13 protein-coding genes are annotated in these 15,742 nt (G+C 71.6%); 11 read left to right on the plus strand and 2 right to left on the minus strand.

The window, feature by feature from the left end; genetic code table 11:
* Window positions 1-186 precede the first annotated feature (186 nt).
* Window positions 187-1,647: a glutamyl-tRNA reductase gene (locus tag SD455_RS03410; protein ID WP_445507248.1), complete on the minus strand. Its 1,461-nt coding sequence runs from the start codon at window positions 1,645-1,647 to the stop codon at window positions 187-189.
* 91 nt (window positions 1,648-1,738) lie between these two features.
* On the opposite strand from SD455_RS03410, the gene hemE reads away from it, so the two are divergent.
* The 10 genes from hemE (at window position 1,739) to hemL (ending at window position 12,965) form a co-directional block, all read left to right on the plus strand.
* Window positions 1,739-2,908 carry a uroporphyrinogen decarboxylase gene (hemE, locus tag SD455_RS03415; protein WP_445507360.1) on the plus strand — a complete coding sequence of 390 codons (1,170 nt, stop codon included), beginning with the start codon at window positions 1,739-1,741 and terminating at the stop codon, window positions 2,906-2,908.
* On the plus strand, window positions 2,905-4,329 hold the full coding sequence (locus SD455_RS03420; RefSeq protein ID WP_070158364.1) for an FAD-dependent oxidoreductase: 1,425 nt from the start codon (window positions 2,905-2,907) through the stop codon (window positions 4,327-4,329). Before hemE ends, SD455_RS03420 begins: the two co-directional genes overlap by 4 nt.
* 130 nt (window positions 4,330-4,459) lie before the next feature.
* The gene (gene hemQ, locus SD455_RS03425; RefSeq protein ID WP_070158363.1) at window positions 4,460-5,203 is read left to right on the plus strand and encodes a hydrogen peroxide-dependent heme synthase; all 744 of its coding nucleotides are present in this window, start codon (window positions 4,460-4,462) and stop codon (window positions 5,201-5,203) included.
* A gap of 1 nt (window position 5,204) precedes the next feature.
* Entirely contained in the window at window positions 5,205-6,347 is a 1,143-nt protein-coding gene (locus tag SD455_RS03430; RefSeq protein ID WP_070158362.1) for a ferrochelatase, read from the plus strand.
* 122 nt (window positions 6,348-6,469) lie between these two features.
* Window positions 6,470-7,480, plus strand: coding sequence for a hydroxymethylbilane synthase (gene hemC / locus SD455_RS03435; protein ID WP_445507249.1), 1,011 nt, complete (start codon window positions 6,470-6,472; stop codon window positions 7,478-7,480).
* Window positions 7,481-7,578: 98 nt separating this feature from the next.
* A complete protein-coding gene (locus SD455_RS03440) occupies window positions 7,579-8,292 on the plus strand; it encodes an ABC transporter ATP-binding protein (protein WP_344682343.1) in 714 nt (237 codons plus the stop codon).
* Window positions 8,289-9,593 carry an FtsX-like permease family protein gene (locus SD455_RS03445; RefSeq protein WP_445507250.1) on the plus strand — a complete coding sequence of 435 codons (1,305 nt, stop codon included), beginning with the start codon at window positions 8,289-8,291 and terminating at the stop codon, window positions 9,591-9,593. The genes SD455_RS03440 and SD455_RS03445 overlap by 4 nt, the downstream gene beginning before the upstream one ends.
* A 105-nt stretch (window positions 9,594-9,698) precedes the next feature.
* Window positions 9,699-10,442, plus strand: coding sequence for a uroporphyrinogen-III synthase (locus tag SD455_RS03450; protein ID WP_070159351.1), 744 nt, complete (start codon window positions 9,699-9,701; stop codon window positions 10,440-10,442).
* A 183-nt stretch (window positions 10,443-10,625) separates the two neighbouring features.
* Window positions 10,626-11,609, plus strand: coding sequence for a porphobilinogen synthase (hemB, locus tag SD455_RS03455; protein ID WP_445507251.1), 984 nt, complete (start codon window positions 10,626-10,628; stop codon window positions 11,607-11,609).
* Between the two features lie 30 nt (window positions 11,610-11,639).
* Window positions 11,640-12,965 carry a glutamate-1-semialdehyde 2,1-aminomutase gene (gene hemL, locus SD455_RS03460; RefSeq protein WP_442935357.1) on the plus strand — a complete coding sequence of 442 codons (1,326 nt, stop codon included), beginning with the start codon at window positions 11,640-11,642 and terminating at the stop codon, window positions 12,963-12,965.
* 101 nt (window positions 12,966-13,066) lie between these two features.
* On the opposite strand, the gene betC is transcribed toward hemL, so the two are convergent.
* Window positions 13,067-14,671, minus strand: a complete 1,605-nt coding sequence (gene betC / locus SD455_RS03465; RefSeq protein WP_445507252.1) for a choline-sulfatase — start codon at window positions 14,669-14,671, stop codon at window positions 13,067-13,069.
* A 98-nt stretch (window positions 14,672-14,769) separates the two neighbouring features.
* Here betC and SD455_RS03470 point away from each other — a divergent pair, with 98 nt between their 5' ends.
* Window positions 14,770-15,738, plus strand: coding sequence for a formylglycine-generating enzyme family protein (locus SD455_RS03470; protein WP_445507253.1), 969 nt, complete (start codon window positions 14,770-14,772; stop codon window positions 15,736-15,738).
* Window positions 15,739-15,742 lie beyond the last annotated feature (4 nt).

Genomic DNA, 15,742 nt, shown 5'->3' on the forward strand with positions numbered 1-15,742 from the left:
GACGGGACGCCGGGCCAGGGTGGCCCCGGTGGCCTGGTCGACGATCACCGAACCGTTGAGCCCGGCGAGGATCAGGTAGTACCCACAACTCCAGACCAACTCACGAGAGGGAGAGGGCGAGCGGACAGGAGGGCGAGCGGACAGGACGGCGAGAAGGCGACAGGGGCGGGCTCCAGGGAGCCGTGGTCAGGACGCCTGGGCCTGGGTCAGCCGCTGCGCGACCTCCAGGCGCTCCACGGCGAACTCGCCGGGGCGGTGATGGGGGCAGAAGCCGCCGTCGGGGACCTTCTGCAGGTGGGCGGCCATCTGGGCCAGCTCCGCCGGGGTGAACTCCTCGGCGCGACGGCGCTTGGCGGGCTGCTCCCGCTCGGGCCGCTCCCGCGGCTCGACCTCCAGCCCGAAGATGTCCTGCAGGGCCTGCACGTAGTCCTCGGTCCGGCCCTCGGCCGCCAGCTCCCGGGCACGGACGGTGGGGGTGTGGAGCAGCTTGCGCACGATCCGCCGCACCGCGAACTCGACCTCCTCGGCCGCGGCGGTGCAGCCATGCTGCTTCCGGACCTTCTCCATCTCCGCGTCCAGGACGGACTGGGTGTGGCGGCGCAGGGCCACGATGGCGTCGTCTGCGCTGCGTTGCTGCCGCTCGGTCAGGTACTCCTGGACGGCGGCGTCCACCACCTCGCGAGCCTGCTCCAGCGAGTCCTCGGTCTCCGCCGGGGCGGCCATCTTCACCGACTCCAGAGTGATGAGCTCGACGCCGGGCAGGTCGGCGACCTCAGGGGTGAAGTCATGGGACAGGGCCAGGTCGATGACGGTGAGGTCCTTCTCCCGGCCCTCGGGTCCCATGCCGGCCAGCGTCCGGATCTCCTGGGCGGTGATCTGCCGGTTCCCGCCGGAGCAGCCGATGATCACATCCGCCGCGGAGAAGGCCTCGGAGAGCTCCTCCATCTTCAGTGCCCGGGCTGCGGCGCCGCGCTCGGCCACGAACTGCTCGGCGCGGCCGGATCCGGAGAACACGGCGATGTCGCGCACGCCGCGCTCCTGCAGCTGGGCCAGGGAGGTCCCGGCGTAGGCGCCGGTGCCGATCAGCACCACGGAGGCGTCGCGGTAGAACGCGGCACCATCGCCGCGCATGTCCCCGGCGATGTCCAGGGACACCGAGACGATGGACCGGCCGCGGGAGCCCAGCGCGGTGCGCGCTCCCACGTCCTTGGCCGTCCGGGTGGCCGTCTCGAACAGGCGGGTGAGGTTCCCGGAGACGGTCCCGGCGTTCTGCGCGTCGGCCAGAGACTTGCGGACCTGGCCGGCGACCTCGCGTTCGCCGATGACGGCCGAGTCCAGCCCGGCGCCGACCTGGAAGAGGTGGCTGACGGCGTCGTCCTCCACCAGCGTGCGGAAGGTGGAGGCGATGGTGTCACGGTCCACGCCGGAGGTCTCGGCGACGGCGTCGATGAGCTCCTCACGACTGGCTTCCAGAGCGGCCGGATCGTCCGAGGAGGCCTCGGCGTAGATCTCCAGACGGTTGCAGGTCGCCAGCGTCACGGCAGGCACATCGACAGAACCGGCCACATCGGCCGCTCCTGAGCTGAGGATGCCGACGGTCTCGAGATCGAGGTCGGCGTGGGTAGCCACGAGGGAGAACAGAGTCACGACAGGCTCAATTCTACAACCCGTCGTAGAAAGAGGCAGAATTGGGGGCATGGCTTCTGAAACATTCTCCGGCATGGCCGCCTCCTCGCCGATGACCGCGCCCGTGCGGACCTCCGCGGTCCGCCGCGCTCAGGCGCAGGCTCAGGCCGGCGACGTCCTGCCCGCCGACCACCCGCTGACCGGCGGCGTCACCGCGGAATCCCCGCTGCTGGTGGAGTATCGCGGCGGACGCGACGCCGCCGGAGACCCCGCGCGGCCTGGCCGCCGCCCCGTGTGGTTCATGCGTCAGGCCGGCCGCTCGCTGCCGGAGTACCGCGCCCTGCGGGAAGGCACCTCCATGCTGGACGCCTGCCTGGACCCGGAGATGGCGGCAGAGATCACACTGCAGCCGGTGCGTCGCCACGACGTCGACGCGGCGATCTTCTTCTCCGACATCGTCATTCCGCTGCGCCTGGCCGGCATCGACGTGGAGATCGTGCCCAACGTGGGCCCGGTGCTGGCCCACCCGGTGCGCACCCGCGCCGATGTGGAGGCCCTCCCGCAGCTTGACGACGACGCCTTCGCGCCCATCACCGAGGCGGTGGCCCGGACCGTGGAGCAGCTGGGCTCCACTCCGCTGATCGGCTTCGCCGGAGCACCGTTCACGCTGGCCGCCTACATGGTGGAGGGGCGGCCCTCCCGGGATCACCTGGGCCCGCGCACCATGATGCACGCCGACCCCGAGACCTGGGACGCCCTGGCCTCCTGGGCCGCCGACGTCTCCGGCCGTTTCATGCGCGCCCAGCTGATGGCCGGGGCCTCCGCCGCGCAGCTCTTCGACTCCTGGGCCGGTTCTCTGGGCCGGGACGACTACGCCGCCCACGTGCAGAAGCACTCCGCCGCCGCGTTCTCCCACGTCGCCGGACTGGGCGCCCCGCTGATCCACTTCGGCACCGGCACCGGCGAGATCCTGGACCTGATGAAGGAGGCCGGGGCGGACGTCGTGGGCATCGACTATCGGGTGAACCTGGCCGAGGCCACGCGCCGCCTGGGTGCGCAGACCCCGCTGCAGGGCAACATCGACCCGGCGCTGCTGACCGCCGACTGGGACGTCCTCGAGGCCCATGTGCGCGACGTCGTCGCCGCCGGCTCGGGTGCGGCCGGGCATGTGCTCAACCTGGGCCACGGAGTGCCGCCGAGCACGGACCCGGAGGTCCTGACCCGCGTGGTCTCGCTGATCCATTCGATCTCTCCGGCGGAGATCGAGCCGACGCGCGCATGAGCCGCTCCGTCGCCGTCGTCGGGGGAGGGATCGCCGGCCTGGTGGTCGCCTGGGATCTGCTCCGCGGCGGCTGGCAGGTGACGCTGTTGGAGGCGGAGCCGCGTCTGGGCGGAGCCATCGGCACCCACCGGCTGGGTGGGATCGAGGTCGACGCCGGCGCGGAGGCCTTCGCCACGCGTTCGCCCGCCGTGCCGCGGCTCGTCGAAGAGCTCGGCCTGGGTGAGCAGGTCATCGCGCCGACGCCGGACGGTGCCTGGCTGCAGCTGCCGGATCTGGCCGCGCCGCTGCCTGCCACGGGGATCCTGGGCATCCCGGCCGACCCGTTGGCCGACGACGTGGTGCGCATCCTCGGGTGTGAGGCCGCGGAACGCGCCTCCGCCGATCTCACGGAGCCCGTGGAGGCATGGCGGCACCGGGAGGACATCACCGTCGGTGAGCTGGTCCTCGACCGGATGGGGCCCGAGGTGCTGGAGCGGCTGGTCACCCCCATCGTCTCCGGGGTCCATTCGGCCCGTCCGGAGGAGCTCGACGTCGGCAACGCGGCGCCCGGGCTGGTCGAGGCGATGCTGCGGGAGGGGTCCCTGGCCCGCGGGGTGGCCGCGGTGCGTGCGCAGGCACCGCCGGGGTCTGCGGTGAATTCGCTGCACGGCGGGATGGCCACGCTCATCCGGGCGCTGGAGCAGCAGCTGCGAGCCGGTGGGGCGGACATCCGCCTGCGGGAGCCTGTCACCGCGCTCGCCGGGCTGCGCGCCGCCCATGATCATGTGGTCCTCGCCGTGGACGCTCCGGCCGCCGCACGCCTGGTGGAGCCTGTTCTGGGCCCGATCGCAGCCGAGGACGCCGACGCCGACGTGCCGGGCGGCTCTGGATCCGGATCCGGATTCGGAGCCGGAACGCCGGAGCCTCGCGGCCGCGGCGTCGCCCTGGTCTCGATGCTCCTGGACGCCCCGGAGCTGGACGGGCGCCCGCGGGGCACCGGCATGCTGGTGGCCCCGGGCGTCGACGGCGTCGGGGCGAAGGCGATGACGCATGTCTCGGCGAAATGGCCGTGGGTGGCGGAGGCGCTGGGCGCCGGCCGGCATCTGGTGCGCCTGTCCTACGGACGGGTGACCGACGCCCCCGGCTCCGGAGCGCTGGGGATGCACTCGAGCGACGCGGAGCTGCTGGCTGCCGCCAGGTCCGACGTCGGCACGCTGTGCGGAATCGGTGGACTCGGGGATCGGGTCGCGGAGGCTGATGTGGTGCGCTGGGAGAAGGCGCTGCCGCAGGCCACGGCCGGGCATGCCCGGCGCATTCGGGGGATGCGCGGCGAGCTGGCCGGCTCCGCGGTGAGCGTGGTGGGCAGCTGGTTCTCTGGGACCGGTCTGGCCCGGGTGGTGCCGGATGCGCGCGCGACCGCCGCTGAGATTCTCGCCACATGAGACTCGCCACATGAGACCGGGTCCGTCTGTCACGGACCACAGATTTTCTACATAATGTAGAAGAACGATCGCGCGCCGTGTCAGGCCCTCCCGATAGGGTTGGGGCGGCGCCGAGAAGCAGGAGGAGAGCATGAGCTACGGCCGCAACGCGCAGAGGACCCCGGAAGAGGTCAACAGCTCGGGCAAGGACTGGTACACCCTGTACACGGTCTTCGCCCGCACGGACAGCTCGGCGGAGGCCGTCCGCGGCCCGCAGGCCGGCACCGAACAGATCGCCCCGCGGGCCCGGGAGTTCGACGACGCCGTCGCCGCCCTGGCCGAGGACGAGGTCGTCCTGCGCGGCGTGTACGACGTCTCCGGGATGCGTGCCGACGCCGATGTGATGACGTGGTTGACCGCCCACTCCGCCGAGGCCCTGCAGGCGGCGCTGCGCCGTCTGCACCGCACCGGGCTGCTGGGCTCCTCCCGCATCGTGTTCTCGGCGATGGGCGTGCACCGCACCGCGGAGTTCGCCCGCAGCCACGTGCCGGCCTTCACCCTCGGCGTGGAGGCCGAGGACTGGCTGGTCGTCTACCCCTTCAACCGGTCCTACGACTGGTACCTCATGGACCCGAAGAAGCGCGGCACCATGCTGCGCGAGCACGGCATGCTGGGCCAAGAGTTCCCCTCCGTGCTGGCCAACACCACCAGCGCCTTCGCCCTGAACGACTGGGAGTGGCTGCTCGGCCTGGAGTCGCCGCACCTGACCGACCTCGTGGACATGATGCGTCGTCTGCGCGAGTCGGAGACCCGATACCACGTCCGGGACGAGACTCCGTTCTACACCGGACGCCGCCTGAAGAGCACTGACGAGATTGCTGAGGTTCTCATCTGACATGACCACCGCACCTGAGAGCATCCCCCAGGCCCCCGCCGAGGGCGAGCGCGCCGTCTACGACGCCGTCCTGCTGGCCAGCTTCGGCGGTCCGGAGGGTCAGGACGACGTCATCCCGTTCCTGCGCAACGTCACCGCCGGCCGCGGGATCCCGGACGAGCGCCTCGAGGAGGTCGCCACCCACTACCGCGCCAACGGCGGCGTGAGCCCGATCAACGAGCAGAACCGCCAGCTCAAGAGCGCGCTGGAGGAGGAGCTCGCTGAGCGCGGGATCGACGTCCCGATGTACTGGGGCAACCGCAACTGGGACCCCTACTTCACCGACACCTTCCGCCAGATGCACGACGCGGGCCACCGTCGCGTGCTGGTGCTGGTGACCTCCGCCTACGCCGGGTACTCCAGCAACGACCAGTACCTGGAGGACTTCGAGCGGACGCTGAAGGACACCGGGCTGGAGGGCGAGCTGACCCTGGTGAAGGTCCGTCAGTTCTTCTATGACAAGGCCTTCACTCATCCCAACGCCGAGTTCCTGGCTGCCGGCGTCAAGGACGTCCGGGCCCAGCTGGAGGCGGGTGGGAAGCCCGAGGGCCGCATCAAGGTCCTCTTCGTGACCCACTCGATCCCCACGGCGGTGGCGGAACGGCAGGGTCCGGCCCGGATCAAGGAGATCTTCGGCACCGACGTCTACACCGCCCAGCACCAGGCCCTGGCCGACCACCTCATGGACTCCGTGGAGGAGGCCGCCGGGCTGGACCACCAGGTGGTGTTCCAGTCCCGGTCCGGCGACCCGCGCACTCCGTGGCTGGAGCCGGACATCAATGACCAGATCGAGGAGGACGCGGAGTCCTACGCCGGTGTGGTGGTGATGCCCTTCGGGTTCATCTCCGACCACATGGAGGTGATCTGGGACCTCGACACCGAGGCCAAGGAGACCGCCGAGGAGCACGGCCTGGCCTTCCACCGGGCGCCGACCACCGGTGTGCACCCGGCGTTCGTCTCCGGTCTGGTGGACATCCTGGGGGAGTACATGCTCGACGCCGAGGGCCGTCCGCTGGCCGCCGGCGAGCAGACCGTGCCCGGTGACTGGAGCGACCTCACCGGCGACGGCGGCTGGGGCACCCCGCTGGAGGAGCCCTCGGCCTGAGAGGATGGTCCCGGCACCACGCCGTGGCCGCTGCCGGAACAGGCAGCACCGATCCGCCGCGGAGGGCCTCCGCTCCACCGGGAGCGGAGGCCCTCGCCGCATGATCCGCAGGAGGACGAGTGATGGAACAGTTCCGCGTCGGCACCCGAGGCAGTCGGCTGGCGATGACCCAGACCACCACGGTGGCCCAGGCGCTGAGCGACTCCTCCGGGCTGGGCCATGAGCTCATCACGGTGCGCACCGACGGGGACATCCTGACCGGTCCGCTGGCCCAGATGGGCGGCACCGGCGTCTTCGCCTCCGCGCTGCGCCAGGCCCTGTTCGACCGCACCTGTGACGTGGCCGTCCATTCGCTGAAGGACCTTCCGGCCAAGGACCTCGACGGGCTGAGCATCGCCGCCGTGCCCGTGCGGGAGGACGTTCGTGACGCGCTCTGCTCCGCCGGGGACGCGCCGCTGAGCGCGCTGCCCGACGGGGCGAAGGTCGGCACCGGCTCCCCGCGCCGTGCCGCCCAGCTGCTGGCAGCCCGCCCCGACCTGCAGATCGTGGACATCCGCGGCAACGTCGGCACCCGGCTGGCGCGGGTGCGGGGCCGGGAGGAGGCCGGGGAGGTCTCCACCCAGGCGCCTGACGCCGCCCGGGGTGACCTGGACGCCGTCGTGCTCGCCGGCGCCGGCCTGCGCCGGCTCGGGTTGGAGCACCACATCTCCGAGCTGCTGGACCCGGGGGTCATGCTGCCGGCCCCCGGCCAGGGGGCGCTCGCCGTGGAGGTCCGCGCCGAGGACGCCGTCGGCCAGGCGCCGTTGGCCATGGCGCTGCAGGCCTACGACGACGCCGCCGCCCGCCTGGAGACCACCGCCGAGCGGGCGCTGCTGGCCCGGCTCAACGCCGGATGCTCCGCACCGATCGGCGGGCTCGCCCGCTTCTCCGAGGACACCGACGGGCCCGCCGTGCTGCAGCTGCGCGCCGTGGTGTGCGCACCCGACGGCTCGGCCGTGCAGCGGGCCCAGGCCGAGCTGCCCCTCGCCGCGGCCGGGGGGTCGGTGCCGCGGGCCGTGGAGCTCGGCACGCAGGTGGCCGAGCAGCTGATCGCCGAGGACACCGGGCTGCTCGCCCATGTGATCGACACCTGAGCCCCTCCGGAGGGCGGAGCGGCTCATCCTGCAGGATGAGCCCAGGTTCCACCTCTGCTCCGATGTGCCGGGGCGGCCCGTCGGCGGATGCTGGAGGCATGATCACTTCCGCTCCGCCTGTGCTGCAGGCCCACTCGCTGTCCAAGACCTATGACTCCGCCCAGGCGCTGGTCGACGCCGGGCTGACCGTCCGCCCTTCGGAGTCGGTGGCCATCATGGGCCCGTCCGGGTCCGGCAAGACCACCCTGATGCATGTGCTCTCCGGCATCCTGCCTGCGGACACCGGCGAGGTGCAGTTCAGCCCCGCGGCGGGACAGGCCCCTCTGAGGATGTCCACCATGGACGCCGAGCAGCGTGCCCGGCTGCGCCGGGAGCACATCGGCTTCGTGTTCCAGGAGGGGCTGCTGCTTCCCGAGCTGACCGCCCTCGAGAACGTCGCCGTCGCGCTCATGGTCTCGGGCACGCCGCGGGCCGCGGCCGAGCAGCGGGCGGCCGGCTGGCTCGCCGCCCTGGGCCTGGCCGGATTCGAGCAGCGCCGCCCCGGGCAGCTCTCAGGCGGACAGGCCCAGCGGGTGGCCATCGCCCGGGCCCAGGTCAACGAGCCGGCCGTGGTGTTCGCCGACGAGCCCACCGGTGCGCTGGACTCCGCGACCTCCGAGTCGGTGCTCGACGCCCTGCTGAGCTCCACCGTCTCGCGGGGAGCCCCGCTGGTCATGGTCACCCATGACGAGTCCGTGGCCGCCCGCTGTTCGCGGCTGATCCGCCTGCAGGACGGCCGCGTGGTCCACGACTCCGCGGAGGTGGCCGCATGAACCGCCTGTTCCTGTCTCGGCTGTTCAGCCAGCGGGAGGTCTGGACGCTGCCGGTGGCGGCCTTCTCGATCACCAGCGGCATCGCCTACATGGTGGTGGGCGGGGCGGCCTGGTTCTTCCGGATCGAGGGGGAGCTGGCCGGCCTCTACATGGTGCTGGCCGCCGTCGCGCTGGTGCTGCTGACGGTGCCCATGGTGCTCCTCATGGCGTCCTCGGCGCGGCTGATGGCCCGCCGTCGGGACGAACGGCTCTCCAGCCTGCGGCTGCTCGGAGCCTCCGGCCGTCAGCTGCGCGGTCTGGCGCTGGCCGAGTCCGCGGTGCTGGCGGTCGCCGGCGTCGTCGGTGGGGCCGTCCTGTACCTGGCGCTGATGCCGCTGGTCGGGCTGCTGCCCTTCGCCGGCGAACGCATGGGGGTGGACGGGCTGTGGATGGGCCCGCTCATGCTGGTGGGCACCGCGGCCGTGCTGGTGCTGGTGGCGGTGGCCAGTGCGGCGGTCGGGATGCGACGCATCGAGATCACGCCTCTGGGCGTGCGCACCCGCACCCTCCCGGCACGCGTCCACTGGGTACGCCTGCTCGTCGCCGGTGCGGGTTTCGTGATAGCCCAGACGCTGGCTCAGGTGTTGGGCGTGGGGTCCATGGCCGTGGTGCTGACCATGGTGCTGGCGGCGATCGCGGTGCCGTTGGTGGCGATCCACCTGCTGGGGCCGTGGGTGCTGAAGATCGTCACCGGCTGGCAGCTCCGCCGGGCGGGGACGGCGGAACGGCTCATCGCCGCGCGCAGCGTGCTGGAGTCGCCGCAGCAGATGTGGCAGCAGGTCGGCGGCGTCGCGATCACCACCTATGTGGGGGTGATCGCCGGCGCCGGGATGGGCCTGGCCTCCCTCGGGGCGAGCGGCTCGGTGGACCCCACGGACCTGATGCTGCTGGGTGATGTCCAGCGCGGCGTGCTGCTGACGCTGGCGGTGTCGTTCGTGATGACAGCCTGCGCGGTGGGCATCAGCCAGACCGCCCAGGTGCTGGACCGGCGGGACCTGTACTCTTCGCTGGCCAAGATGGGCTTCGAACTGCCCCAGCTGGCGGCCATCCGCCGGCTGGCGGTGATGCGCTCGCTGCTGGCGGTGGTGCTCATCGCCGTGCTGGCCGCGGCGACGACGGCGCTGCCGCTGGTGGGTGCTGCGGTGCTGCTGGCTCCGGCCTCAGCCGCCACCGTGGCCGGGGTGCTGGTGCTCGGTGTGCTGGTGGTGCTGCTCGGCGTGCTCGCCAGCCGACCCACGCTTCGTCGGGTCATCGCCGTCTGAGGAGACGGCCTCGGACTGAGCGGGCCGCTGCGGACTGGGCCGTCCTGGACCGATGCCACTAGGCTCGGAGAGGCCCTGTCCGCCGACCACTTCTCAGGAGTCGCTGTGCGCATCGTCCTCACCCGCTGGCCCCATCAGGCCGGGCAGCTGGAGGCCGGGCTGCGCGAGGTCGGGGTCGACGTCGGGTTCCTCCCGGTGACCGAGCAGCGGCTGCCGCAGGACCTTGGGGAGCTGCAGGCCGCCGTCGCCGACCTGGCCGCGGGGCGTGTCGACTGGCTGCTGCTGACATCACGCACCACCGTCTGGGCTCTGCAGCAGGCGGGCTGGGACGGCACTGTGCCGTCGGGGACCAGGATCGGGGTGACCGGGTCTGGCACCGCCCAGGCTCTGCCCCGCGGATCCGAAGACGTGTGGATGCCGCACCGCGAGGCCAGCGCTGCGGGAATCCTCACCTGCCTCCCGGACGCTGAGCCCGGAGAGCGGGTGCTGCTGCCGCAGTCGGCGCAGGCCCGGCCGCAGCTGGTGGAGGGGCTGAGAGCCTCCGGTCGTGACGTCACCCAGGTGACGGCCTATGAGACGGTCAGCAGGGTGACGGACGGGGGTCTCCCGCCGTCGCAGGACCCCGGGGCCCTGGGGCCGGGAGATCTCACCGACGCCGACGTCGTGCTGGTCACCAGTTCGTCCGCGGCCCGGGCGTGGTCGCAGCTGAAGCTCGCCGACGGCGTGAGGCCACGGCTGCTGGCGATCGGGCGGCCGACCGCCGTCACGCTGGCTGAGCTGGGGCTCCCGGCACGCACCTTGGACGGGGTGTCGGCCGGCGCGGTGATGCGCGCGCTGCGGCGAGGGTGAGGGGCGTGCCGTCGTCGGGATGGGGCCCGGGCGCTGTGCGCGAACACTCAGGGCAGCTGACGGCAGCGCTCCGGCCGCTTCACTAGAATGGGCGGGGATGTCGCTGGCAGTGCCGCCGCATGTGCCGGGTGTCCCTCGGACCAGTCCGCCGTGTCCTGTCCACCAGACCCCAGGAGTTCCTGCGTGAGTTTCCCCGCCCGCCGCCCGCGTCGCCTGCGCCGCACCCCTGCACTCCGCCGCCTGGTGGCCGAGACCCGGCTGCACCCGGCCGATCTGATCCTTCCGGTGTTCGTCCGCGAGGGGCTCACCGAGCCCAGCCCGATCAGCTCCATGCCCGGGGTGGTGCAGCACACCGAGGCCACGCTGCTCGAGGCCGCCGATGAGGCGCGTGAGCTGGGCCTGGGCGGGATCATGCTCTTCGGAATCCCCGCCGTCCGTGACGCCTCCGGCACGGCATCCCTGGACCCGGAGGGCATCCTGAACCGCAGCATCCGGGCGGTGAAGGAGCGTGTGGGGGAGGAGCTGCCGGTGATGAGCGACCTCTGCCTGGACGAGTTCACCGACCACGGCCACTGCGGGGTGCTCACCGCCGACGGGGCGGTCGACAATGACGCCACGCTGGAGATCTACGCGCAGATGGGTGTGGCCCAGGCCGAGGCCGGCGCCGACGTCGTCGCGCCCTCCGGCATGATGGACGGCCAGGTGGCGGTGATTCGCCAGGCGTTGGACGACGCCGGCCACCAGGACGTGCCGATCCTCGCCTATTCGGCCAAGTACGCCTCGGCCTTCTACGGTCCCTTCCGGGAGGCGGTGGACTCCCAGCTTTCCGGGGACCGACGCACCTACCAGATGGACGCGCCCAACCGGACAGAGGCGCTGCGCGAGGCGGAGCTGGACATCACCGAGGGTGCGGACATGATCATGGTCAAGCCCGCCACCGCCTACCTGGACATCCTGGCCGACGTCGCCGAGATCAGCGACGTGCCCGTGGCGGCCTATCAGGTCAGCGGTGAGTACGCGATGATCGAGGCAGCCGCCGCCCGGGGGTGGATCGACCGCCGGGCCGTGATCCTGGAGTCCATCACCGCCATCCGCCGCGCCGGCGCCACGAACGTGCTGACCTATCACGCCGCCGAGATCGCCGGCTGGCTGCGCGAGAATTCCTGACCTGTAGACCCTGTGATGCGAGAGGACTCCGTGACGAACCCCCAGACCAACCAGCAGCTCTTCGACTCCGCCCGCGACCTGATGCCCGGCGGGGTGAACTCCCCGGTGCGGGCCTTCGGCTCGGTCGGAGGGACCCCGGCGTTCATGGTCTCCGCCGAGGGGCCCTACCTCACCGACGCCGAGGGCACGCAGTACGTGGACCTCGTCGGCTCCTGGGGGCCGGCGCTGCTGGGGCACAAGCCCCCGCAGGTCATCGAGGCCGTGCACGCCGCCGTCGACGCCGGCCTGGGCTTCGGCACCTCCCATCCCGCCGAGACGCGACTGGCCGAGCTGGTGCGCTCCCGGGTTCAGGATGAGGCCGGGCGCGGCGCGGAGATGATCCGCATGGTCTCCACCGGCACGGAAGCCACGATGACGGCCATCCGCCTGGCCCGAGGCGCCACCGGACGGAACCTGGTGATCAAGTTCGCCGGCTGCTACCACGGGCATTCGGACGGGCTGCTGGCCGCCGCCGGCTCAGGCGTGGCCACCCTGGGGCTGCCCGGCTCGGCCGGGGTGACCGAGGCGCAGGCCTCCGAGACCATCGTGATCGAGTACAACGACCGCGCCGCCCTGGAGCAGGTCTTCGCCGAGCGGGGCGACGACGTCGCCGCCGTCATCACCGAGGCCACCCCGGCGAACATGGGCGTGGTGCCCCCGGGGGAGGGCTTCAACGCCTTCATCCGGGAGATCACCTCCCGGCACGGTGCGCTGATGATCTTCGACGAGGTCATGACCGGCTTCCGCATCACCGAGGCCGGGTACTGGGGCGCCTCCGGCCGGGTGGAGGGCTGGCTCCCGGACCTGTTCACGTTCGGGAAGGTCATCGGCGGGGGGCTTCCCACCGCCGCGGTGGCCGGACGGCGCGAGATCATGGAGCACCTGGCGCCCACCGGGCCCGTCTACCACGCGGGCACGCTCTCCGGAAACCCGGTGGCGATGGCCGCCGGTGTGGCCACCCTCGAGCACGCCACCGCGGAGGTGTACCAGCACATCGACCGGCAGGCCGACGTCGTGGCCTCCGCCTTGGGAGAGGCGCTGGACGCCGCCGGGGTGGACCACTCCATCCAGAAGGTCGGCTCCCTGTTCTCCGTGGCCTTCGGCACCTCGGCCGCCGGAGTGAGCAACTACGCGCAGGCGCAGGCTCAGGAGGCCTTCCGCTACGGGCCGTTCTTCCACGCCATGCTGGAGGCCGGGGTGTACCTGCCGCCCAGCGTGTTCGAGGCCTGGTTCCTCTCCGCCGCCCACGACGACGCCGCCGTCCAGCGGATCCTCGACGCCCTGCCGAAGGCGGCCGAGGCTGCCGCAGCCGCATAGACAGATCGAGTGGCCACGAATCACCGGATCTCCGGGGTGACACGCCGTGTCAGAGCCCCAGATGCCGTGATTCGTGGCCACTCGTTGTTCTGCGGGCTGCGTCAGCCCGCCGACTGGCGGATGGTGCCGTACTTCAGGGCGGACCAGAAGTCCCCGCGCACGTAGCGCTGCTCCGGGTCCGGGTCGAAGTCGAAGCTGCGCGCCTGGCCCTTGCTCAGCGCCTCGGCCACCAGACGACGCCGGCGCTGGCTGGCCCGGACCTGGTCTTCGAGCGTGGCGAGGTCGTAGCGGGTGTCCAGCTCACCGCGCAGGGCGGTGACGACGTCGGCGTAGGCCGGGTCGTCGGCCACATTGCGCAGCTCGTCAGGATCGGCCTGCAGGTCGAACAGCTGATCCGGGTCGCCGGGGCAGGTGATGAACTTGTGCGGCCCACGGACGATGGTCAGCTGCGGGCGCACGGTGCCTTCGGCGAGATACTCGATGACGACGTCCCGGCTGTCCGGGTCGAGCTTTCCGGCGGCCTCCTTCTGGGCGATCTCCAGCATGGAGTCCCCGCGGGTCTCTGCCGCGGGGGCCTGCCCCAGCTGCAGCAGCGTGGGCATCAGGTCCAGCAGAGAGACCGGGGTCCGGTACCGGCCCTTCTGCACCAGGTGCTCCGGTCCGTGGATGATCATCGGGACTCGTGCGGACTGCTCGTAGGGGGACATCTTGTACCAGAGGCCCTTCTCACCGAGCATGTCGCCGTGGTCGGAGGTGACGATGATGACCGTGTTGTCCATCAGCCCCAGCTTCTCCAGCTGCGCCCGGATGCGCCCCACGTGGTCGTCGATGTAGCTGACGGCCGCGTAGTAGGCGTGACGGGCCCGCCGCACCTCGTCGATGCCGGGGTCCCGGAGGTCGAAGCCGCTCATCGCCCGCAGCCGGTGGCTGTGCGGGTCGGAGGCCGGGTCCGGGACCTCCGGATGGGCGGGGTCCGGGATGTCTCCGTCGCCGAACCGGTCCCAGTGCTCCTGGGGCGGCTCGTAGGGGTCATGCGGGTGGATGAAGCTGGACACCATCAGGAACGGCCGAGCCTGCTCTCCGTGGGCTTCGGCCCACTGGCGGGCCCGGACCCGGTCGTTGAGATGGCGCAGCGTGCGGAAGGCCACCTCGTCGTCGAAGTCCTGCTGGACCGAGGCTTCTGAGACCCCGGCGTCGAAGACGGCCTCGGCGTCGTGGTACCACTGCAGCTTCTGGTCGAAGGGCAGGTCCCAGTCCGGGACCATGTCCAGGTCCGCTGGGTAGACGTCGGTGGTGAGCCGCTCCTCGAATCCGTGGTGCTGGTCGGCGCCGATGAAGTGCATCCGGCCCACCAGGGCGGTGTGGTAGCCGGCGTTGCGCAGGTGGTGCGCGAAGGTCGGCTCGGAGGAGGCGAAGTCATCGCCGTTGTCGAAGCAGCCCAGCTCGGAGGGCATGGTGCCGGTCATCATCGAGGCACGGGACGGCGCACACAGCGGAGTGTTGCAGTAGGCCCGGTCAAAGATCGCGCCCTCGGCGGCCAACGCGTCGATGTGCGGCGTCTTGGCTGCCTCGTCGCCGTAGGCGCCCAGGGCCTGGGCGGCCATCTGGTCGGCCTGGATGACCACGATGTTCGGAGGGGAGACGGTAGCTCCGTCAGCAGGGGGAGACACGGTTCCGTCGTGGTGGGAGACGTGCTCTTCAGTCATCCTGCATCCCTCCTTCTGGGTCTGCGCGTGAGTGTGGACGCCCGTGGAGGCACGGGCCGTGGCCAGCGTACATGTTCGCGATGGTTAAGGTGGTGGGGATGGCTTCGACAGATGATGCACCCACCTGCTGCGCCGCCTCCCGTGGGGCGTCCGGTCCTGCTTCTCCCGCGGCTTCTGATGTCTTATCCGACGACGGCGGTGCGGTGGGCTCTGCCGTCCCAGGCCCCGGCAGAGCTGAGCTGAAGGCACTGGCCGCCGCGGCTCCGAGCGAGCTGGCCCTGGTGGGGCTCGACGGCGGGGCCTTCCGGATGGGCAGTGAGGATGCGCTGGCCTACCCGCAGGACGGGGAGGGACCGGTGCGGTCGGTGGAGGTGGAGCCCTTCGCGATCTCGGCGACCACAGTCACGGTGGCGGAGTTCGCGGTGTTTGTGCTGGCCACCGGGCACGTCACCGATGCCGAGCGGTGCGGAGACTCCCTGGTGTTCGCCGGGAAGCTGGCGCCCCAGGCGGCTGAACGGCTGCCTCGGGTGGCGGAGGCTCCCTGGTGGTGTCAGGTGCCGGGGGCGACGTGGTTCGCGCCGGAGGGTCCGGGGTCCTCGGTGCGCGGCCGAGAGGATCACCCGGTGACTCATGTCTCGCAGCGGGATGCGGTGGCCTATGTGGACTGGTTGGGCGCTCGTCTGCCGTCGGAGCAGGAGTGGGAGTTCGCCGCCCGCGGGGGTCTGGATCAGCAGCCCTACCCGTGGGGCGCGATGCGCGACCCAGACGGTGTGCGGCGGATGAACATCTTCCCGGGCACCTTCCCGGATGAGCCGGGCGGCCCGGTGGGGACGGTTCCGGTACGGTCCTTCGAGCCGAACGGCTACGGACTGTTCAACGTGATCGGCAATGTGTGGGAGTGGACGGCGAGCAGGTGGTCTGGGGACTCGGACGAGCCAGTGATGCGGGGTGGGTCGTACATGTGCCACGAGTCCTACTGCCGGCGGTACCGGACCTCGGCCCGCAGCTCCGCGACGGCGGACACGTCCTTGGGGCATGCCGGGTTCCGGGTGGCGTTGAGTCGGTGATCTC

This window comes from Nesterenkonia sp. K-15-9-6 (genome assembly GCF_052656005.1).